Genomic DNA, 19,751 nt, shown 5'->3' with positions numbered 1-19,751 from the left:
CCTTTAGATTCCAAGCTTTTCAAAGATCTTGTTGAGCTTTTCTTCTAGCGTTGCAGCAGTGAAAGGCTTGACGACATAACCATTTGCCCCGGCTTGCGCAGCGGCGATAATGTTTTCTTTCTTGGCTTCGGCCGTGACCATCAACACCGGCAGCTTGGCCAGTGCGGGATCGGCGCGAATATGCTGCAACATGACGAGGCCGTCCATATTGGGCATATTCCAGTCGGACACGACAAAATCGAAATTGCCGTTGCGCAGTTTTTCGAGACCCATGGCGCCATCTTCGGCTTCGTCCACGTTCTCGAACCCAAGGTCTTTTAGCAGGTTCTTGATGATGCGACGCATGGTCGGAAAATCATCAACAACCAGAATTTTCATGGTTTTTTGTACCACTTAACACGCTCCAAAATAATAAACGACTAGCAATTCTTGGGGAAACTCAGACCCGGTGACCATAGGAACCAGCGCTGGACAAAATGCGCTCGCTGATTTCTGACAACGGCACCGCGCTATCGGCGGCACCAATATGCAACGCCTCGCGCGGCATGCCAAACACAACACAACTTGCTTCATCTTGCGCAAAAGTGATGGCACCCGCCTGCTTCATGGCCAGCATGCCCTGCGCACCGTCTTTGCCCATTCCCGTCAGAATGACGCCCACCGCATTTTTACCGGCAACCTGTGCAGCCGAATGGAACAATACGTCCACCGACGGACGGTGGCGATTCACGGGGTCGCTGTATTCCAGTTTGACCACGTAGTTGGCGCCCGACCTGGCAAGCTTCATGTGCGCTACGCCGCCCGGCGCCAAATACACATGGCCAGGCAATACACGCTGACCATCTTCGGCCTCGTGCACTTCTACGGCGCACAGATTATCCAGGCGCTGCACAAACGAGCGCGTGAACCCTGCTGGCATGTGCTGCGTAATCATAATGGCCGGACTGTTGGCCGGCAACGGTTCAAGCACCTGACGTATGGCCTCGGTGCCGCCGGTCGACGCACCAATCAGTACCAGCTTTTCAGTCGTGGAAAACAAATGTGTAAGGCGCCGCGCCGGCGTCGCACCAGCGCGCGCCGCCTGGCGCGGCCTGGACGTTGCAGCCGCACGAATCTTGTCGGCGATGAGCTCGCTGTATTCAAGCAACCCGTCACGCAATCCAAGCTTGGGCTTGGTAACGAAATCGACCGCGCCGAGTTCGAGCGCGCGCAACGTGACTTCAGAATTGCGTTCGGTAAGCGACGATACCATCACCACAGGCATGGGCCGCAAACGCATCAGGCGTTCGAGGAAATCCAGGCCGTCCATGCGTGGCATTTCGACATCGAGCGTCAGCACGTCAGGGTTGTACTGCTTGATCAGTTCGCGCGCGACAAGGGGGTCCGGAGCGGATGCCACGACTTCCATATCGGCTTGGCCATTGATAATCTCGGTCATCAGACCGCGGACTAATGCCGAATCATCAACGCACAGGACACGAATTTTCTTCATTAGACAATTCAGTAAAAAGTGGTGAAGGCTGACGTTGCCGCTACGTCGGCGTATACACCGTCTGACCTTGCAAACGAAACGCTTTGGTCAGATAAGTAAAATTTTCGGAATGGCCTGCAAATAGCAGGCCTCCGGGCTTTAGTGTCGGGGCAAAGCGTTCCAGGAGTCGCGTCTGGGTTGGCTTGTCGAAATAGATCATGGTGTTGCGACAGAAGATGGCATCGAATTTGCGGTCGGTGGGCCAACTTGGGGCGAGCAAGTTCAAGGTGTCGAATTCGATCATGTCGCGCAAGACGTTCTTCACCCGAACCATACCGGTCTGCTTGCCGGTCCCGCGCTGAAAGTACTTTTTCAGATATTCCTCGGGCACAGGTTGCACGCGCTCCAGGGAATAAACGCCTTCGCTCGCGCGCTCGATGGCGCGTGTGTCGATATCGGTGGCGTATATCGATACACCTATGTCCGGCTGCAGACAGGACTCGCGCAGCGTCATGGCAATGGTGTAGGGCTCTTCACCGGTAGAAGCCGCCGCACACCATACCGAAAAAGGTTTTTTCCGGGCTCTGGCGAACTCGGCAAGAATTTCAAAATGATGCTGCTCGCGAAAAAACGCCGTGTGATTGATCGTAAAGGCGTTGATGAACGCCTCCCACTCGGGCGAGTGCGGGTTATGTTCCAGATGATCCAGGTACTCTTTTACTGTGGTCAGCCCCAGGCCCTTCGCCCGCAATCCCAGCGTGCGCGCTGCCATTTCCAGCTTATGACTGCCGATTACAATCCCCGCCCGAGCGCGCAACACGCGTGCGGAGCGCTCAAAGTCATGCTGCCCGACCTCGGCAAGGACGGGCATGGTGAATATTGATTGTGGTTCAGGCTGGGCCATGCAGTCAGGTACGCGCGAGCGCCCCAAGAGATTGTGTCGGACTGGCCGGATCCAGAATGGAGTTCAGCCGTGTCCTGGAATGTTTCAGCTGGGCTGCCGCGACATCGATAACTTCGTTGGTATTGATTTTGAAAACGGAAACGGCTTCTGTCAGGCGGGTCGCCTGGTCTTGCAATGAACCAGCGGCGGCGGCAGCTTGCTCAACCAGCGCGGCGTTTTGCTGAACCACGCTGTCCATTTCGGCCACGGCGCGGTTCACCTGCTCGATGCCGTCGGACTGCTCGTGCGAAGCGGAAGAGATTTCGCCCATGATGGTGGTGACGCCCTGGACCGATCCCACCACTTCCTGCATGATGTCGCCCGCTTCGCTGGCCTGTTGTGCGCCTGCCTGCACTTTGATCAGTGATTCTTCGATTTGCTCTTTGATTTCTTTGGCGGCCTGCGCGCTGCGCTGCGCCAGTGATCGCACTTCGCCCGCCACCACAGCAAAACCCCTGCCCTGTTCGCCGACGCGGGCCGCTTCGACAGCGGCGTTGAGCGCCAGGATATTGGTCTGGAAAGCGATGCCGTCGATCACGCCGACGATCTCGGCCATCTTAGTCGAACTGATGGAAATTTCGTCCATGGTGGCCACGACAACCGAAACGGCCTGGCCGCCACGCACCGCCACTTCAGACGCCCCCTTGGCCAGTTTATCGGCCTGTTCGGCGTTGTCCGTGTTCTGGCGTACGGTGCTGGCCAATTGCTCCATACTGGCCGCTGTTTCCTGTAGCGCCGCCGCCTGCTGTTCCGTGCGGCTGCTAAGGTCGGTGTTCCCCATGAAAATTTCCCGCGAACCCAGATTGATCTCGTCAACCCCATGCCGAACGGCACTAACCGTACGCGTCAGGCTGTCTTGCATGCGCCGCATGGCTTCATATAGGACACCGATTTCATTGCGCGAAAGCACGTCGACACGTTGAGTTAGGTCGCCGCCTGCAATGCGATCGAAATGCGCGCCGGCTTGGCGCAGCGGCCGCAAGACCATGCGGCTTAGGAAAGCATAGGTGACGAAGGCGATTAGCACGCATAACAGCATGGCAACAGAAACCAGCCGAACGACCAAGTCATATTGACCGGCTTCTTTCTGATAGGCCTGGTCGATAATGCGTTGCTGAAATGAATGCAGACTGTTTATGGAGCTATACAGGTCCTTTTCCAGAGACAGCGTGGTACCGCCCAGAAACGTGTGGAATTCCTTGATATTGCCGTTCTGAAGCATATCGAACAATGGCTTGACCCCGCCATTCATCAGCTTCGTATAGCCTTCCGCAACACGGGCGTAATGATTTTCAGGGTCGGCTATACCTTTTACATGCTCTTGAAGTCCAGCGAAAAGTTTTAGCGATTTTTCGTACTCGGCGCGGGCGCTATCAACCAGCTTACGGGTTTCGTCGCCCACAACCGGGGTCTTGGCAGGCAGGGCTGGGCCCCAATCGTTCGAAGCCACTTTGGCGTGTTGTTCATTTTCGATGACAAAGCTGGTAACGCTGCGCCCCAAAATGGTTTGAACATCCTTGTAGCCATCCACCGCCCTGTACAGACCGGCGTCCAGGCGCTGATTCTGAACAATATTCTGCAGCGAATGATTGCTGGCACGCAGGGACAACACGCCCAGTGCGGCACCAGCAACGAGCATGATCAAGAAGAAGACCAGGACCATGATCAGGCTGGTACGAATCTTCATATTGGAGAACAGCGACATCTTACGCATACTGCATTGCCTCGTATTTTCGAATCATCCGGACACCGCAACGCCCAAGGGCGTTTACACCGCCGCGCTTTCTACCAGGGCCATTTCTTCACTGGTCATCAGTTTTTCGATGTCAACCAGGATAAGCATGCGTTCGCCCAGGGTGCCAATGCCCGTCAGGTATTCGGTGGAGAACGCCGTGCCGAACTGCGGTGCGGCACTGATTTGCGAAGGCTGCAGCATCAGGACATCGGACACGCCGTCGACCACCACGCCCACCACACGAGTCTGGAGGTTAAGAATGACCACCACAGTCTGATGGTTGTATTCAACGGTATCGAGGTTGAACTTGATGCGCATGTCGACGATGGGAACGATGATGCCGCGCAGGTTTGTCACACCCTTGACAAAGGAAGGCACGTTCGCGATACGGGTCACGCTTTGGGCGTCGTAGCCGCGAATTTCCTGGACCTTCAGGATATCGATACCGTATTCCTGTGCGGCTAACGTGAAGACAAGGAATTCCTGGCCGGTGGTATCAACCTGTTCGGCATTTGACGAGAACTTGTTAAACATGGTTTTCTCCGAAACTTCAAAAAGGCGTTATATCGTTGCTTTGTCGAGTGTGAAACGCATCAGGGCAAACACATCGACAATCAGCGCTACGCTGCCATCGCCCAGAATTGTGGCTGCCGAAACGCCCGGTATCTTGCGGTAGTTGGACTCAAGGTTTTTGACGACCACCTGATGCTGACCGATCAGATGATCGACCATCAAGGCAAACCGAACATCTTGTGCCTGCAGGACCACAGCAATCGCTTTCGTGATGTCGGTTTCTGCGTTATCGACCGCAAAGACATTGTGCAGAGCGACGATAGGCAAATACTCGCCACGTACCTGCAGCACGTGCTCGGTTTCCGAAATGGCGCGTATTTGATCCGGGGCGGGTTGCATGGATTCGGTGACGTGGCTGAGCGGCAAAATAAACGTTTCTTCGCCCACACGCACCGACATGCCATCGAGAATAGCCAGTGTCAGTGGCAGCACAATACGGGTCGTGGTGCCGCGTCCTGCGCGCGACGACAGCTGAATATGGCCGCCCATGCCCTGGATATTGCGTCGCACGACGTCCATGCCTACGCCACGACCGGAGATATCGGTGACCTTTTCAGCGGTGGAAAAGCCCGGCGCGAAAATAAGCTGCCAAACCTCTTCGTCGGGCGTGCTTTCGCTTACCGCCATCCCCTGACTTATCGCCTTTTTCAGGATACGTTCGCGGTCCAAACCAGCGCCATCGTCAGAGACTTCAATAACGATCTGTCCGCCGTGATGTTGCGCGGACAGCAACATATTGCCTTCGGGGCTTTTGCCAGCTTCTATACGCTTTTCCGGGGTTTCAATACCGTGATCGATACTGTTTCGGACCAGGTGAGTCAGCGGATCGATAATACGTTCGATCAGGCTCTTGTCGAGTTCTGTCGCCTGCCCCTGAGTGGTGAGCTTGATTTGCTTGCCCATCTTGGCTGCATTTTCACGCACCACGCGTGGGAAACGACTGAAGACGTAGTCCATGGGCATCATGCGTATGGACATGACGGCTTCTTGCAGATCGCGGGCATTGCGATCGAGCTGTTCAATGCCGTTCAACAAACGATCGTGCAACACCGGATCCAGCGTGGAAGCCGTTTGCACCAGCATGGCCTGCGTGATGACCAGCTCGCCGACCAGGTTGATAATTTGATCGACCTTTTCAACGCCGACCCGTATGGTGCTGTTATTGGACGCGGCCCCCGATGCGGGCGCTTTATTCTCGACCTTGGCGGCCGGCGCAGCAGGAGTCGATGGAGCAGCCGCGGAATTGCTTTCGGGTTGCGTTGGGGTCGCGACGGGCGCCGCGGCTGTTGCAGGCGCGACCGCCGCCGGCGGTGACGCAGGAACCGGGTTTTGGGCGGCATGGCCCGACGCCGTTGCCGGCAAAGCCTGTGCCACAATATTGACCTGGTCGGCATTGACGATAAAGCAACATACCGCTTCAAGGTCGCTGACTGACGCGGTGGTTTTCAACCACATGGACAGCGAGTTGCCCGTGCTTTCCTGATGCAGCACTTCGCCCATCAACGCCATTTCCTCGGCCAGGGCAACCGCATCTTTGCTGTCGAGCTTGTTAATCCGCACGTGCAAAGGAAGGTCGGTCGTGGCCTCGGTCGGAACCACGGCCTGGGCAACGACCGGGGCTGCTGCAGGCGTTGGTGCCGGCGCTGCTACTGGCGCCGGTGCAGCAACAGGCTGTTCGCCCTTTTGCTCGATCGCCAGCGCGCGCAACTGCGCACAAATGCGTTCGTAAGCAGCAGCGTTCGGTTCTTGTGAATTGCGATAAGCCGCCACTTGCTCTGTCAACACATCTTTGGTTTCCAAGAAAAGATCAATCATGTCTTTGCGCAAGGACATCTCGCCCCTGCGTATTAAATCGAGCAGGTTTTCCAGTAGATGGGTCGTGTCGGCCAGATGTCCGAAACAGCCGAATGTTCCGGCCCCGCCTTTGATCGAATGGGCAGCCCGGAAGATCGCATTAAGCTCATCCACATCGGGATTGCTAAGGTCCAGTCCAAGCAGCAAGCGCTCCATATCGGCCAGCAGCTCATCGGCTTCGTCGAAAAATGTCTCAAAAAACTGGCTCAGGTCGACGCCCGCACTCATGATGGCTTCCTTTTACTGTAGCGCTGTGTCATCTGGAATTCTGCTCCTGGACCTGATTCGTTGTTAATTTCAATGAGATACCGGACCGGTGCAAGGCACCGTGCCTGCCGCCGCGGTCCGCCCTGACACCGCCTGCGCAACACCGGCCGCCTATGGAAGGCCGGGAGTAGACGGCAACACCGGCAGGCCAGGAGTAGACGGCAACACCGGCAGGCCAGGCACAACGAGTTGCAGCGCTGGCGCCGGTTCCATAATGTCTTTCAGATCAAAAGCGGTCGTGCCGGACTCGTTCTGTTCGTTGATGCGGCGTTCCGCACGTTGATTCAATACGACGATGCTTATACGGCGATTAACGGCAGCATTGGGATTATCTTTAATAAGACTTACCGACGACGACAGGCCGAGAATGCGCTTAACCTTAGTCTCGGCCATACCGCCTGCGACGAGCTCTTTACGTGCCGCATTTGCCCGATCGGCGGAAAGCTCCCAGTTACTGTATTCGCGCTCGCCAGTGGCATATTGGACCGCATCGGTGTGCCCGGACATACTAAGGTTATTGGGCATCTTGTTAAAGACGGGCCCCAGTTCACGCAGGATTGCCCGCATGTAGGGCTGGACTTGGGCGCTGCCGGTGGTGAACATCGGACGGTTGTACTTGTCGATGATCTGTATGCGCAGACCATCGGGCGTCATATCCAGAAGCAGCTGCGGCCGGAACTGGCTTAGCACCGGGTCGGTCTCGATCAACTTTTCCAGTTCAGCTTTCAGGTTTTCAAGCCGCTGCGCATCACGCTGATCCCCCTCGGTATGAACGTCACCACGCGACGGGATTAGATTGACGTTGGGGATGATGCTGGGCGAGCCACCCGGTATAACGGTGGAACCGCTGTCGTTCTTTGGTCCGCCGGCAATGGCTTCCATTAAAGGCATGCGAAAGTATTCAGCAATCGCTTGCAGGTCACGCTGGGGGACCAGCGACAGCAGCCACATGACCAGAAAAAAGGCCATCATGGCGGTCATGAAGTCGGCGTAGGCTATTTTCCAGCTGCCGCCATGGTGGGCTTCCTGGCGACGACGCTTGCGCCGGATGACGATCCGGGGTTCGGATTTATTCATAACGCTGCCCGTTACGCCTTTTTACCGGGTGCACGAGTCTGACGTACGTGGTCTTCGAGCTCCATGAACGATGGGCGCAAGTACGAGTACAACACCTTGCGTCCGAACTCCACCGCCAACTGAGGCGGATAGCCGTTCATGCTGGCCAGCAGCGTAACCTTGATGCATTCCAGCACCTTCTCCGACGCGACCGAGCGACGTTCGATACAGGCAGCCAACGGCGCAACAAAACCGTAAGCCAGAAAAATACCCAGGAACGTTCCGACCATGGCTTTGGAGATCAGGTCGGCTAGAATCGCCGGCGGCTGATCCACAGCCGCCAGAGCCTTGATCACACCCAACACGGCCGCCACGATCCCGAATGCCGGTAGCGCATCGGCTACGGCTCGCAAACCAATGGCGGGCACATTGCTTTCGTTATGATGCGCTTCGATTTCCTGATCCATAAGCGCTTCGATTTCGAAGGGGCTCATGTTGCCGCTGATCATCAGACGTAAATAGTCGGTGATGAATTCCATCAGGTTTTCGTCGTTCAGGATGCGCGGGTATTCTGTAAAAATCGGGCTGGTTTGGGGTTCTTCGATGTCGGATTCAACCGACATAAGCCCGTCGCGACGCGCTTTATTCAGCAAGACATACAGCAAAGCCATGAGCTCCATGTACAAATCTTTGCTGTAAGGATTTTTCTTCAGGATCTTGGGAAATGCTGAAAACAGCATTTTTACCGACTTGCCGCTATTGGAAGCGATGTACGCACCGAGCGCCGTGCCGGCGATGAGAACGAACTCGAACGGCTGATACAAGGCGCCCAGATGTCCACCCATGGCAATAAAGCTACCAAAGACTGAAACAAAAACGATTACAAATCCAAGCAGAATAAACACGGATACGCCCTAGATAAACACATGTTGCATATGATCCGCCTCTTTGGGTCTGGTAAAAGCGCCTTTCAGAGGGGGTTTTTGAGCCTAAATCCCGGCTCTGGCACAAAAAACCGCCGCGAAATGCAGCGGCGGCGGAACGGTATGGGGAGTTGGAATGCGGCGCGTGCCTATCCGGGTATGGCCAGTGGCGCGGGTGAGACCGGCCGGCTGCGAGCCGCAGATGCCGGCTTGGGCTTGATTGGTTTGGCAGCAGACTGCGCGACGGCGGAACCTTTGGCCAAGGCCGATTTGCGGCTTGCCGCTGCATGCGCGCGAGTCTTTCCGGCACGCGGCGGCGGCCTGCAAATAGCGCAAATAAAGCCTTTGTGCGGGTCGTGGGCATGAGCGACAAAACCGCCCTTGCAACGCTCGCAATGAGACAACTGCACCATATTGCTATCGAAGAAGCGGATGAGCATCCAGGCACGTGTAAAGCTGAGCACCGGTTCGCCTAGGGGCTCGTCGGCACGCCCGGCTGACGATTGCTCGAGGTACAGGCGGTACGCTTCCACCAAGGCACGCGATTTCTTGGCAGGCGTGTGCGTATCCATATAGTGATAAACGCTGTAGAACAAACTGGAGTGTATATTCGGCAACCACGTCATGAACCAGTCGACTGAAAACGGCAACATTCCTTTAGGCGGCGAACACCCCTTGACCTCTCTGTAAAGGCGGGCGAGACGGTCGTAACTTAGACTGGTTTCGGCTTGAAGCACCTGCAGGCGCGCGCCCAGCGTGATCATTTCGGAAGCCAGGAATATTTCCTCGGCTTCTTTTGCGACACTTTTCGTTGCCATGACGTATATACTTTGAATCTTAGTGCTAAGCGGTCTGCGCAACGTTGCGCTGCGCAAGCAATATGGTCGAATGTGCCTGTTGCAGAACACCGCCCAACACATCTTGTGTCAGTGACGAGAGCAAGTCATAGTCATTAAGACGAAAGCCACAGATAAGAGAGCTGGAGCCAGCCAACTTTACCAGCTGCGCAGGCGATAGACGAAGAACGATATCGGCCACATCGGAATCGAAACCAAGACGAAACATGCCGGCGGCATAGTTTTCGCGCAACAAACGTTGAGCCAACATCAAGTAAGACAAATTGACTTCTTTGATGTCGTTCAGTGATGAATTGTCGGTAACAGGCATTCTGGCCTTCCTTATAGAATACATTTTTACTTCAAGCTAAAGAACTCGAATGAGCTCCGACGCAATATTCATAAGTTAGCCATGTAAGTCGCTACTGTTACTACCGTTGCTACCGTGTTGTAACTTACACAAAACAATGCAACTTCGCTTTTACTATGTCTTTTACGAATAAACCGTAAAGAGATAGTATCAAAAATCCACATTAATTTACACGAGGTATATCAGGGGTTACAAATTATAAAGACAAAAAAGGGCGTAAATGCACGTCAAACCGTCATCTAATTATGGTGTTTCGGCGCTGACTTATGATGGCCCGGTGAAGCGAGAAGCCCGCCGGCTGTAACTAAGCGCCGCAAATTGCAACCGCCATACGTCGTAAGCCGTCGGTGAAATATGGTGACTTGACCGTCGCATCGATGCTATTGTTTATGTGCTGGTTTACAACAACAATGTAATCGAAATGATAATTACGACCTTCCTGCCCCGAATTATCGTTCCCGTGATGCTGGCAGCATCGGTATCGGTGCTGGCTGGCTGCGCCGGACCGGCTCAACATAGTCGAGACGCGGCGTATAGATCCACCATCCTCATAAATCCGGCCCAACGTACCGAAGTGGTGCTTACTGCGCTGGCGCTGCTGGAATCACGTTATAAATATGGCGGCTCCAACCCGGTCAGGGGCTTCGACTGCAGCGGCCTGGTCGCCTATGTTTTCGGTAATGCCGCTAGCCAGCCGTTGCCACATAACACCGCTGAAATTGCCAGGCTCAGCCGGCCCATATCAAAGAAACAGTTGAAAGCCGGCGACTTTGTATTTTTCAACACACTGAACCGCCCTTTTTCCCATATGGGTATATATATAGGAGACGAGCGTTTCATCAACGCCCCATCCACAGGCGGCCAAGTGCGCATCGACTCGATGAAAAACCCCTATTTCGCGAAACGCTTCGAATCGGCGCGAACCCTGTTCGGCGCCTGACTTCAGTCGTGACGTGGTCAAGCCGGCAGCCGCAGGTACTGCTCCGTCAATTGCAGGAAGCCGGCCAACTGTGGATCGATTCCCGTTTCCTCCTGCATGATGGCAGCCACTTCCGGTGCAATTTCGGCTGCCAGACGTGCATCCAGAAATAAAAGACGGGAGCGCCGCGCCAAGGCGTCTTCCACCGTTCGAGCGTATTCGTAGCGGGCAGCGAAACGCAGCATAGCCTCGGTCAGGCCAGGCGCTAGATACGTGTTTGCACCTGGCAGTCCCTGGACCCATTCGGCTTCGGAACCATAGGCTTCAAGGCTGGGCGCAGTGGTCATGGAAACCCGGCCCGAACCACCCGGTTGCGCTCCCACCAATAGGAAATCACTGGTCTCGGATGGCGGCAGGCGAGGAAAAAGTGCATTTTCGACGCACTTTTCCAGCACATCGTCGGCCATGGCGCGATAGGTGGTCCACTTTCCGCCGGTGACTGTGACCAGTCCGCTTGGGCTGACCAGAACAGTGTGCTCGCGACTGATTTTCTTGGTGTTGCCGCCCTCGTTCTGCGGCGGCCGCACTAAGGGGCGCAAGCCGACCCAAATGCTTCTTACATCGCTGCGTTTAGGCGCGCGATGTAAATATTTTCCAGCTTCGCTGAGGATGAATTCAACTTCCTCTGCGAACGCGTCCGGCTCGCGTGCAAGGTCTTGCCGCGGGGTGTCAGTGGTTCCAAGAATGACTTTTCCTAGCCAAGGAACGGCAAAAAGTACGCGACCGTCTAGCGTTTTGGGCACAAGCATCGCGTGATCGCCAGGTAAGAATTCGCTGTCCACCACCAGATGAACACCCTGGCTGGGTGCAACCATGGGCTGCGTCGCACGGCCAGTGGCGTCGCCATCCTTCTGTCGTATGTCGTCTACCCAGACCCCGGTTGCGTTCACGACGCACTTGGCCCTTACTGTGTACTGGGTACCTGTTTCCGAATCCTGGCAACGCAATCCGACCACTCGGCCCTGTTCGTGTACCAGATCCGTGACGGGACAGTAATTCAACACTAAAGCACCCTGCGACGCAGCGGTGCGTGCCAAGGCAACGGCCAGCCGCGCGTCATCAAACTGACCATCCCAATACTTGACGCCGCCCTTCAGGTCCCGCGCCTTGATCCCGGGCAGGCATTGAAGAGTCTGGGTAGAACTAAGAAACTGGGTAGAACCAAGCCCCGCTTTTCCGGCCAGGGCATCGTACATCTTCAAGCCAACGCCATAAAACGGCGTTTCCCAACATTTGTAGCTCGGCATAACGAAGGGCAAGGGCCGCGCCAGGTGCGGAGCATTATGCAGCAAGGTCGTGCGTTCTTGCAGAGCTTCTCGCACTAGCGCGATATTGCCTTGCGCAAGGTATCGAACCCCCCCGTGCACCAGCTTGGTGGCTCGGGACGACGTGCCTTTTGCAAAATCATGAGACTCGAGCAGCACCACTGAAAGTCCACGCAACGCGGCATCGAGCGCGAGGCCCAGGCCACTGGCCCCGCCACCGATAATGGCCAGATCGACCTGATCCAGACCCGCCAGCGCCGCCAATTGCTGCGTACGGTCGGCCAGTTTGGGAGAGACTAGAGTTGTCATATAGGAAAGACCATAAGATTTCGAAGCAGCGTAAGTGTAAAGCAGCCGCTGACCAGTGCAGGGCAAGCCGCGAAAAAAGGTCGTGTGCGTGGACTCTCGCACACGACCTGGATTCAGCCGCCCTGATTTTGTATTGCTAACGCACCCTGCCTGCCTTCCATGCACTTACCAAGGCGTCGTAGGCAACGGTCTCCCCTTTTGGGTTTTCGTTGGCCAGCTTCTTCCATGGGGCCTCCTTATCGCTTAACCATTTTTCCGGATCGCTCTTGGGATTAAGTTTAGGCGCGCACTGGCTCATGCCAGCACGTTCCAAACGTGCCATGACAGCGTCCATTTCTGTAGCAAGCGTATCCATGGCCTGCTGAGGGGTTTTTTCTCCGGTAATGGCGGTCGCAACGTTTTTCCACCACAGCTGCGCCAGCTTCGGATAGTCGGGCACGTTGGTGCCCGTAGGCGTCCATGCGACCCGTGCTGGACTTCGATAAAATTCGATCAAGCCACCGTATTTATCGGCATTCTTTGTAAAGTACTCGCTGTGTATATCGCTGTCGCGAATAAACGTCAGGCCCACAATCGATTTTTTAAGCGACGTAGTTTTAGAGGTAACAAACTGGGCATAAAGCCATGCGGCCGCTATTTTTTTAGGATCGTGGTTTTTGAAGAAGCTCCAGGAACCAACGTCTTGATAGCCATTTTGCATGCCGTCTTTCCAGTATGGGCCGTGCGGCGCAGGCGCCATGCGCCACTTCGGAGTGCCGTCATCGTTGACGACGGGCAAGCCCTTCTTGGTCATGTCGGCCGTAAACGCGGTGTACCAGAAGATCTGTTGGGCGATATGTCCCTGCGCGGGTACCGGCCCTGACTCGCTGAACGTCATGCCTTGCGCCTCTTTGGGCGCATACTTTTTCATCCAGTCTATATATTTAGTCAAGGCATAGACCGCTGCCGGAGAGTTCGTGGCGCCGCCGCGGGATACCGACGCACCAACGGGGGTGCATTTGTCGTCAGCCACGCGAATACCCCATTCATCGACCGGCATACCGTTAGGCGTGCCCTTATCGGCGGTGCCCGCCATGGAAAGCCACGCGTCGGTGAAACGCCAGCCCAACGAGGGATCCTTCTTGCCATAATCCATGTGGCCGTAAACGGGCTTGCCATCTATGGTTTTCACATCGTTGGTGAAGAAGTTGGCAATATCTTCGTAGGCTGTCCAGTTTACCGGCACACCCAGGTCGTAGCCGTACTTTGCCTTGAACTTGTCTTTGAGGTCTTGGCGGGCGAAAAGGTCGGCACGGAACCAGTACAGGTTGGCAAACTGTTGATCGGGCAACTGGTATAGCTTGCCATCGGGCGCCGTTGTGAACGAAGTACCGATGAAGTCTTTGACATCAAGAGTGGGGCTGGTCCATTGCTTGCCCTCACCGTTCATGTAATCCGTAAGCGGCAACATTTCTCCGTAGCGATAATGTGTGCCGATCAGGTCTGAATCGGAGATCCAGCCATCGTAAATGGACTTGCCCGACTGCATGGATGTCTGCAGCTTCTCTACTACGTCGCCCTCCTGGATAATGTCGTGGTTGACCTTGATGCCAGTAATTTCGGCAAATGCCCTGGCCAGTGTCTTGGATTCATACTCATGGGTGGTAATAGTTTCCGAGACCACCGAAACCTCGTTTACGCCTTGGTCCTTCAGTTTCTTGGCCGCTTCGATGAACCACTTCATTTCAGCCAGCTGCTGATCCTTGCTAAGTGTTGATGGCTGAAATTCGCTGTCTATCCATTTCTGGGCTTCGGCCTCGCCGGCAAAGGTTGGCCCGGACAGCAAGCAACTTACGGCGAACGCCAGTGCAGTACGACGAAATAACATTATTGTCTCCTCGAACGTATCCCCGCTATGCGGATGAAGTGAACCGGCACACGCAGTTTGCAATGCACCTTCAACTCACCTTTGCCCCGTCGCGCTGATCCGGGGGGTAGACAAATCGCGCGACAACATTCCTAACCCTTGCGCATAATCAGCGCCAGGACGACCATCGACACCACAAAACTGATCCACACACTGGGCTCTTGCTCCAGCTTTAGCCACTGCGACAGCTTCTCGCTTAAGCCCAGGAACCCCAGATTGATATACGCCGCCACAAGCAAGCCGATAAACAGGCGATCGCCACGGGTGGTTGCGATCGGCAGAAACCCCTTGCGCAATACCGTCGGGCTTTTCAGTTCCCAAATCGTCATGCCCATAAGCATCAAGCCTATGCATATAAAAAACACCGCGGTCGGTAAAGTCCAGACCATCCAGTGCAGCATACAGCCTCCTTATACGCGCCCCATGGCAAAGCCCTTGGCAATGTAATGACGAACAAACCAGATAACGATTGCCCCAGGAATAATAGTCAGCGTGCCAGCCGCCGCAAGCGTGGCCCAGTCCATGCCCGACGCGGATACCGTGCGCGTCATGGTGGCGACGATGGGCTTGGCATTCACGCTGGTCAGGGTGCGCGCCAGCAACAGCTCGACCCAGCTGAACATAAAGCAAAAGAATGCCGCCACCCCGACTCCAGACTTGATCAAGGGCAGGAAAATCGTCAGAAAAAAACGCGGGAAGCTGTAGCCGTCGATATAGGCCGTTTCGTCGATTTCGCGCGGAATACCGCTCATGAAGCCTTCCAGTATCCAGACCGCCAACGGTACGTTGAACACCAAATGTGCCAGTGCTACGGCCCAATACGTATCCATCAGGCCCAACGTGGAATACAGCTGGAAAAAAGGCAGAAGGAACACCGCAGGTGGCGTCATGCGGTTAGTCAAAAGCCAGAAAAATACGTGTCTGTCGCCGATGAATTGATAGCGCGAAAAGGCATACGCCGCGGGCAGTGCGACGGTTAAAGACATGACGGTGTTAAGCGCCACATAGGCCAGGCTGTTGATATAACCGTTATACCAGGACGCGTCGGTGAAAATGGTTTTGTAGTTATCCCAGGTAAAGTTTTGCGGCCACAGCGAAAAACTGGACAGGATCCCTTCATTGGTCTTGAAGCTCATGTTGATCATCCAATAAATGGGCAACATGGCAAACAGCAAATACACGACAAGAAAAATGCTGCGCTTTCGGAACCGTCGGCGACTATTCATGGCCAGCCCCCTTGTCTTGCGTGCCTACGCGCTGCATCCAGTTGTACAGGATGAAACACAGCAACAAAATGATCAGGAAATAGATCAGCGAAAAAGCGGCGGCCGGCCCCAAATCGAACTGCCCGACGGCTTTCTGGGTCAGGTACTGGCTTAGGAACGTCGTGGCGTCGCCTGGCCCGCCGCCCGTCAATACAAAAGGCTCGGTATAAATCATGAAGCTGTCCATAAATCGCAGGAGCACTGCGATCATCAGCACCCCGCGCATTTTGGGTAGTTGAATATAGCGGAAGACGGCAAACTTACTGGCTCCATCAATGCTTGCCGCCTGGTAGTAAGCATCGGGAATGGACTGCAACCCGGCATACGCCAGCAAAGCGACCAGCGGCGTCCAGTGCCATACGTCCATTAATAGCACCGTGAGCCACGCTTGGGTGGGGTTGCTGGCGTAGCTGTATTCAATACCCATTAGCTGCAGGGCGTGCCCCATAAGGCCAATATCGGCCCGGCCAAAGATCTGCCAAATAGTGCCCACCACGTTCCACGGAATCAATAAAGACAAGGCCACGACGACTAGGACCGCTGATGCTTTCCAGCCAGTGGAAGGCATGGACAGCGCAAGCAGCACACCCAGCGGAATCTCTATCGCCAACACCGATAAGGAAAAAACCAATTGGCGCAGTAGAGCCGCATGCAGGTCTTCATCTCGCATGACCGCGCTGAACCATTCGGTGCCCACAAAGACCGAACGAGTCGGCGAAATGACGTCTTGTACCGAGTAGTTGACGACCGTCATCAGCGGAAGCACGGCAGAAAAAGCGACGCAAAGCACGACAGGAAGGATCAGCCACCAGGCTTTTTGATTGACAGGCTTAACGTAGAGGTTCATGCGGTGTCTCCTGCGTTGTTGTCCTACGTATAACGCTTTCTACTGCCAGAGCTTGCTCATACCACCAGTTCTTCGTTGCGATAAAAACAGGAATGCGTGCCAAGCAGGATTAGGCCGGCCGTGGCGCCACTTTCCGGTAGCTCGTGCCAAAGGCCCAGACGTGCGCGCACAAGACTGGAACCCACACGAGCCGTCAATAATTGATAGGTGCCAATATTTTGCACCTTCACCACCGTCGCGGCGACGACGCCCGGCTGACCGATTGCCGCCAGACGGGTATATTCCGGCCGTATGCCTAGCTTGAGGTGCCCTTTTTCCAGCCGCATCCCAGCGGGCGGCTGAACCGACTGGCCTTCGACCTTGACCACGCCATCGGCCACATCGATAGACAGCAGGTTCATACCTGGCGAACCGATAAAATGGCCGACGAACGTGTGCGCGGGCCGCTCGAACAATTCCTCGGGGGTACCCACCTGCACCACCTTGCCTCGGGACATGACCATAATCTGTTCGGCAAACGTCAGGGCTTCGACCTGATCATGCGTGACATAGATAAGCGTTAACTTCAGTTCGTGATGAATCTGCTTGAGCTTACGGCGCAATTGCCATTTAAGCTGCGGATCAATCACCGTAAGCGGCTCATCGAACAGTACCGCCGAGACATCCGAGCGCACCAGCCCCCTGCCCAACGAGATTTTCTGTTTCTCGTCGGCCGACAGGCCCGCGGCGCGGTGGTCCAGTTGATGGTTCATTTCGAGCATCTCGGCAATCTGCCCAACACGGGCCTTTATCTGCGCGGCCGGAATTTTGCGATTACGCAAAGGAAACGCCAGGTTTTCGCCCACCGTCATCGTGTCGTAAACCACCGGGAACTGGAAGACCTGTGCAATGTTGCGCTGCTGGGGGGTTGCCATGGTTTTGTCGACCCCGTCGAAATGGACCGTCCCCTGTGAAGGAGCGATCAAGCCGGAGATAATGTTAAGCATCGTCGTTTTGCCGCAACCCGATGGCCCCAGCAGTGCATACGCGCCACCATCCTGAAATGTCATTTTCAAGGGCAGCAAGGCATAATCATCCTCGCTTTTCGGGTGGGGCAAATACGAATGCGCCAAATCGAGGTCGATACGTGCCATATCATCGCCCCCTTCGATGGAATGGCGCTAACAGCAAGTCGCCAGCCGAGTCGAACACAAAAGCGGATAAGGGCGAGAAGTACAAAGCCACCGACGCACCGATATCAAAGTGGTGCACGCCCGTTACCTGCGCAACCAAATCGCCGATGACCGACGTAAGGTGCACAAACGTATCGGAACCGGATATTTCGGCAAGCTCTACCTGCCCGTGCAGGGCAATGTCATCTTGCCGCGGTTCCAGCCGCAAGGAACTGGCCCGAATGCCCACCGTAATGTCTGCGGATCCCGCGTTGGCGCTTTCGGGCAATTGCAGCGGCAGGAGAACGGACCCGGTTAGCTGAGCACCATCGGCACTGCGGCTTGCCTTGATGAAGTTCATGGGGGGATCACTGAACGCGCTAGCTACGCGAATGGATTTTGGCAGTTCGAAAACCTCGATTGCCGGTCCATACTGTAGAAGTTCGCCGTGATCCAGAACGGCGGTATAGCCCCCTAGCAACAGAGCTTCGCCAGGCTCAGTCGTCGCGTAGACGACCGTGGAATCGCCCGCGGTAAATAGCTGCCCTAATTCTTCGCGCAACTCCTCGCGCAGTTTGTAATCCAGATTGACCAAAGGTTCGTCCAGCAGCATTAGCGGTGCATTCTTGGCCAGGGCGCGCGCCAGCGCCACGCGCTGTTGTTGACCACCTGACAGTTCTGCCGGCAAACGGTCCAGGAACATACCAATATGCAGCCGGTCGGCAATGGCTTGTACGCGTTCACCAATATTTTGCTCGCCGCGAAGTCGCAAAGGAGACGCGATGTTCTGCCTTACCGTCAATGACGGGTAATTGATGAATTGCTGGTAGACCATGGCGACATTACGTTCGCGTACGGGGCGCCCGGTAACGTCGGCCCCATCAACCAGAACTTGACCACTGCTTGGGGCATCGAGCCCTGCCATGACGCGCATCAAGGTGGTTTTTCCGGCTTGCGTGGCACCAAGCAAAACGGTAACCGCGCCAGGCTGAGGGCGCAGAGTCATTTCATAAAGCCAGGTCTCGACTCCCACCTTCTTGCTGATGCCGGCTAGCGTCAACTGCATGGTCTGGTCTCTCTGTGTTTTATGTTCTCTTCAGCGCATTATTGTTCGTTTGCTATAGGTTTACCCTTAATGAAAACCCTAGGATCGATTCCTTTTCTTTCGATGTACATTTCTTTTGTATCGTTCATTGACAATAACGCATGATCCCTAACCCTCGCCAGTTAAAGCTTCTGCAATACGTGCACGAGCGAAATACCAGCGCCCTCGAGGAATTGGCGACCCGGTTAGGCGTGACCGTGCAAACCGTCAGACGCGATGTACAGCGCCTCTCGGAAGCCGGTGTGCTGGCGCGCTATCACGGGGGAGTGCGGCTACCTAATTCAACGGTCGAAAATATTGCGCACCATCAACGGGAAAGCTTGCACGCAGAGGGCAAGCGCCGCATCGCCGAAGCCGTTGCCCGGGCGGTCCCTAACAACTGTTCGCTTTTGATCAATATCGGCACCACTACCGAAGCGATCGCCAAAGCGTTACTGCAGCACACCGGTTTGCGGGTCATCACGAATAACATTAATGTGGCGGCAATTTTGTCGCGTAATCAGAACAGCGAAGTGATTGTGGCGGGCGGCGTGGTGCGCCCCAGGGACCACGGAATAGTGGGCGAAGCCACCGTCGACTTTATTCGCCAGTTTCATGTGGATATTGCCCTTATCGGTATTTCGGGCATCGAGGCAGACGGCTCGTTGCGCGATTTCGATTACCGTGAAGTGAAGGTCTCACAAGCCATTATTTCGCATGCCCAGGAAGTATGGTTGGCAACCGATGTCAGCAAGTTCAATCGTCCTGCGATGGTCCGGGTAGCGCAGCTGGACCAGATCGACAGGTTATTCACCGATGCCGCGCCGCCCGAGCCGTTCCCCAATCTACTGCTCAATGCACATGTGCGTTGCGACATCGCCCTGTGATACAACTCAGCCAAACATTATCTAATGGCC

At 55.3% G+C, this 19,751-nt stretch carries 19 protein-coding genes; 2 read left to right on the top strand and 17 right to left on the bottom strand.

Going from position 1 to position 19,751, the window contains the following annotated elements; genetic code table 11:
* Window positions 1-3: 3 nt before the first annotated feature.
* The 10 genes from cheY to flhD form a co-directional block, all read right to left on the bottom strand.
* Complete coding sequence (gene cheY, locus EKL30_RS00535; protein ID WP_126705257.1) at window positions 4-393, bottom strand: chemotaxis response regulator CheY; 390 nt, start codon at window positions 391-393, stop codon at window positions 4-6.
* Window positions 394-439: 46 nt separating this feature from the next.
* Entirely contained in the window at window positions 440-1,492 is a 1,053-nt protein-coding gene (locus EKL30_RS00530; RefSeq protein WP_126705256.1) for a chemotaxis response regulator protein-glutamate methylesterase, read from the bottom strand.
* A gap of 40 nt (window positions 1,493-1,532) precedes the next feature.
* Entirely contained in the window at window positions 1,533-2,375 is an 843-nt protein-coding gene (locus EKL30_RS00525) for a CheR family methyltransferase (RefSeq protein WP_126705255.1), read from the bottom strand.
* A gap of 4 nt (window positions 2,376-2,379) precedes the next feature.
* A complete protein-coding gene (locus tag EKL30_RS00520; RefSeq protein WP_126705254.1) occupies window positions 2,380-4,128 on the bottom strand; it encodes a methyl-accepting chemotaxis protein in 1,749 nt (582 codons plus the stop codon).
* Between the two features lie 54 nt (window positions 4,129-4,182).
* On the bottom strand, window positions 4,183-4,683 hold the full coding sequence (locus tag EKL30_RS00515) for a chemotaxis protein CheW (protein ID WP_126705253.1): 501 nt from the start codon (window positions 4,681-4,683) through the stop codon (window positions 4,183-4,185).
* A gap of 27 nt (window positions 4,684-4,710) precedes the next feature.
* On the bottom strand, window positions 4,711-6,804 hold the full coding sequence (gene cheA / locus EKL30_RS00510) for a chemotaxis protein CheA (RefSeq protein WP_126705252.1): 2,094 nt from the start codon (window positions 6,802-6,804) through the stop codon (window positions 4,711-4,713).
* A 150-nt stretch (window positions 6,805-6,954) separates the two neighbouring features.
* Window positions 6,955-7,920, bottom strand: a complete 966-nt coding sequence (gene motB / locus EKL30_RS00505) for a flagellar motor protein MotB (protein ID WP_126705251.1) — start codon at window positions 7,918-7,920, stop codon at window positions 6,955-6,957.
* A gap of 11 nt (window positions 7,921-7,931) precedes the next feature.
* A complete protein-coding gene (gene motA / locus EKL30_RS00500) occupies window positions 7,932-8,804 on the bottom strand; it encodes a flagellar motor stator protein MotA (RefSeq protein WP_126705250.1) in 873 nt (290 codons plus the stop codon).
* Between the two features lie 167 nt (window positions 8,805-8,971).
* Window positions 8,972-9,640, bottom strand: a complete 669-nt coding sequence (gene flhC, locus EKL30_RS00495) for a flagellar transcriptional regulator FlhC (RefSeq protein ID WP_126705249.1) — start codon at window positions 9,638-9,640, stop codon at window positions 8,972-8,974.
* A gap of 25 nt (window positions 9,641-9,665) precedes the next feature.
* Window positions 9,666-9,989, bottom strand: a complete 324-nt coding sequence (gene flhD / locus EKL30_RS00490; RefSeq protein WP_126705248.1) for a flagellar transcriptional regulator FlhD — start codon at window positions 9,987-9,989, stop codon at window positions 9,666-9,668.
* A gap of 460 nt (window positions 9,990-10,449) precedes the next feature.
* Between flhD and EKL30_RS00485 the strand changes: the two genes are divergently transcribed.
* Window positions 10,450-10,968, top strand: a complete 519-nt coding sequence (locus tag EKL30_RS00485; RefSeq protein WP_126705247.1) for a C40 family peptidase — start codon at window positions 10,450-10,452, stop codon at window positions 10,966-10,968.
* A gap of 17 nt (window positions 10,969-10,985) precedes the next feature.
* Here EKL30_RS00485 and EKL30_RS00480 read toward each other — a convergent pair whose 3' ends face one another.
* From EKL30_RS00480 to EKL30_RS00450, 7 genes are all read right to left on the bottom strand, one after another.
* Window positions 10,986-12,581, bottom strand: a complete 1,596-nt coding sequence (locus EKL30_RS00480; protein WP_126705246.1) for a glycerol-3-phosphate dehydrogenase/oxidase — start codon at window positions 12,579-12,581, stop codon at window positions 10,986-10,988.
* Window positions 12,582-12,717: 136 nt separating this feature from the next.
* Window positions 12,718-14,448, bottom strand: a complete 1,731-nt coding sequence (locus EKL30_RS00475) for an ABC transporter substrate-binding protein (protein WP_126705245.1) — start codon at window positions 14,446-14,448, stop codon at window positions 12,718-12,720.
* 131 nt (window positions 14,449-14,579) lie between these two features.
* On the bottom strand, window positions 14,580-14,888 hold the full coding sequence (locus tag EKL30_RS00470; protein ID WP_126705244.1) for a DUF2160 domain-containing protein: 309 nt from the start codon (window positions 14,886-14,888) through the stop codon (window positions 14,580-14,582).
* Between the two features lie 9 nt (window positions 14,889-14,897).
* Window positions 14,898-15,713 carry a carbohydrate ABC transporter permease gene (locus EKL30_RS00465; protein WP_126705243.1) on the bottom strand — a complete coding sequence of 272 codons (816 nt, stop codon included), beginning with the start codon at window positions 15,711-15,713 and terminating at the stop codon, window positions 14,898-14,900.
* A complete protein-coding gene (locus EKL30_RS00460; protein WP_126705242.1) occupies window positions 15,706-16,599 on the bottom strand; it encodes a carbohydrate ABC transporter permease in 894 nt (297 codons plus the stop codon). The genes EKL30_RS00465 and EKL30_RS00460 overlap by 8 nt, the downstream gene beginning before the upstream one ends.
* Before the next feature lie 56 nt (window positions 16,600-16,655).
* Complete coding sequence (locus EKL30_RS00455; RefSeq protein ID WP_126705241.1) at window positions 16,656-17,732, bottom strand: ABC transporter ATP-binding protein; 1,077 nt, start codon at window positions 17,730-17,732, stop codon at window positions 16,656-16,658.
* Between the two features lies 1 nt (window position 17,733).
* Window positions 17,734-18,816 carry an ABC transporter ATP-binding protein gene (locus EKL30_RS00450; protein ID WP_126705240.1) on the bottom strand — a complete coding sequence of 361 codons (1,083 nt, stop codon included), beginning with the start codon at window positions 18,814-18,816 and terminating at the stop codon, window positions 17,734-17,736.
* Window positions 18,817-18,956: 140 nt separating this feature from the next.
* Here EKL30_RS00450 and EKL30_RS00445 point away from each other — a divergent pair, with 140 nt between their 5' ends.
* On the top strand, window positions 18,957-19,721 hold the full coding sequence (locus tag EKL30_RS00445) for a DeoR/GlpR family DNA-binding transcription regulator (protein ID WP_126705239.1): 765 nt from the start codon (window positions 18,957-18,959) through the stop codon (window positions 19,719-19,721).
* Window positions 19,722-19,751 lie beyond the last annotated feature (30 nt).

The organism is Candidimonas sp. SYP-B2681, assembly GCF_003971065.1.
Classification (GTDB): Bacteria; Pseudomonadota; Gammaproteobacteria; order Burkholderiales; family Burkholderiaceae_B; genus Pollutimonas.
Note: the sequence above shows the minus strand (reverse complement) of the source record. Positions and strands in the feature narration are given on the sequence as shown.

Coding starts and splice junctions, on each gene's coding strand:
- motB (WP_126705251.1), bottom strand. CDS start 7,920: ATGAATAAATCCGAACCCCGGATCGTCATCCGGCGCAAGCGTCGTCGC.
- flhC (WP_126705249.1), bottom strand. CDS start 9,640: ATGGCAACGAAAAGTGTCGCAAAAGAAGCCGAGGAAATATTCCTGGCT.
- cheA (WP_126705252.1), bottom strand. CDS start 6,804: ATGAGTGCGGGCGTCGACCTGAGCCAGTTTTTTGAGACATTTTTCGAC.
- EKL30_RS00515 (WP_126705253.1), bottom strand. CDS start 4,683: ATGTTTAACAAGTTCTCGTCAAATGCCGAACAGGTTGATACCACCGGC.
- flhD (WP_126705248.1), bottom strand. CDS start 9,989: ATGCCTGTTACCGACAATTCATCACTGAACGACATCAAAGAAGTCAAT.
- EKL30_RS00470 (WP_126705244.1), bottom strand. CDS start 14,888: ATGCTGCACTGGATGGTCTGGACTTTACCGACCGCGGTGTTTTTTATA.
- EKL30_RS00460 (WP_126705242.1), bottom strand. CDS start 16,599: ATGAACCTCTACGTTAAGCCTGTCAATCAAAAAGCCTGGTGGCTGATC.
- EKL30_RS00465 (WP_126705243.1), bottom strand. CDS start 15,713: ATGAATAGTCGCCGACGGTTCCGAAAGCGCAGCATTTTTCTTGTCGTG.
- EKL30_RS00530 (WP_126705256.1), bottom strand. CDS start 1,492: ATGAAGAAAATTCGTGTCCTGTGCGTTGATGATTCGGCATTAGTCCGC.
- EKL30_RS00480 (WP_126705246.1), bottom strand. CDS start 12,581: ATGACAACTCTAGTCTCTCCCAAACTGGCCGACCGTACGCAGCAATTG.
- EKL30_RS00525 (WP_126705255.1), bottom strand. CDS start 2,375: ATGGCCCAGCCTGAACCACAATCAATATTCACCATGCCCGTCCTTGCC.
- EKL30_RS00450 (WP_126705240.1), bottom strand. CDS start 18,816: ATGCAGTTGACGCTAGCCGGCATCAGCAAGAAGGTGGGAGTCGAGACC.
- EKL30_RS00485 (WP_126705247.1), top strand. CDS start 10,450: ATGATAATTACGACCTTCCTGCCCCGAATTATCGTTCCCGTGATGCTG.
- EKL30_RS00475 (WP_126705245.1), bottom strand. CDS start 14,448: ATGTTATTTCGTCGTACTGCACTGGCGTTCGCCGTAAGTTGCTTGCTG.
- EKL30_RS00455 (WP_126705241.1), bottom strand. CDS start 17,732: ATGGCACGTATCGACCTCGATTTGGCGCATTCGTATTTGCCCCACCCG.
- EKL30_RS00520 (WP_126705254.1), bottom strand. CDS start 4,128: ATGCGTAAGATGTCGCTGTTCTCCAATATGAAGATTCGTACCAGCCTG.
- EKL30_RS00445 (WP_126705239.1), top strand. CDS start 18,957: ATGATCCCTAACCCTCGCCAGTTAAAGCTTCTGCAATACGTGCACGAG.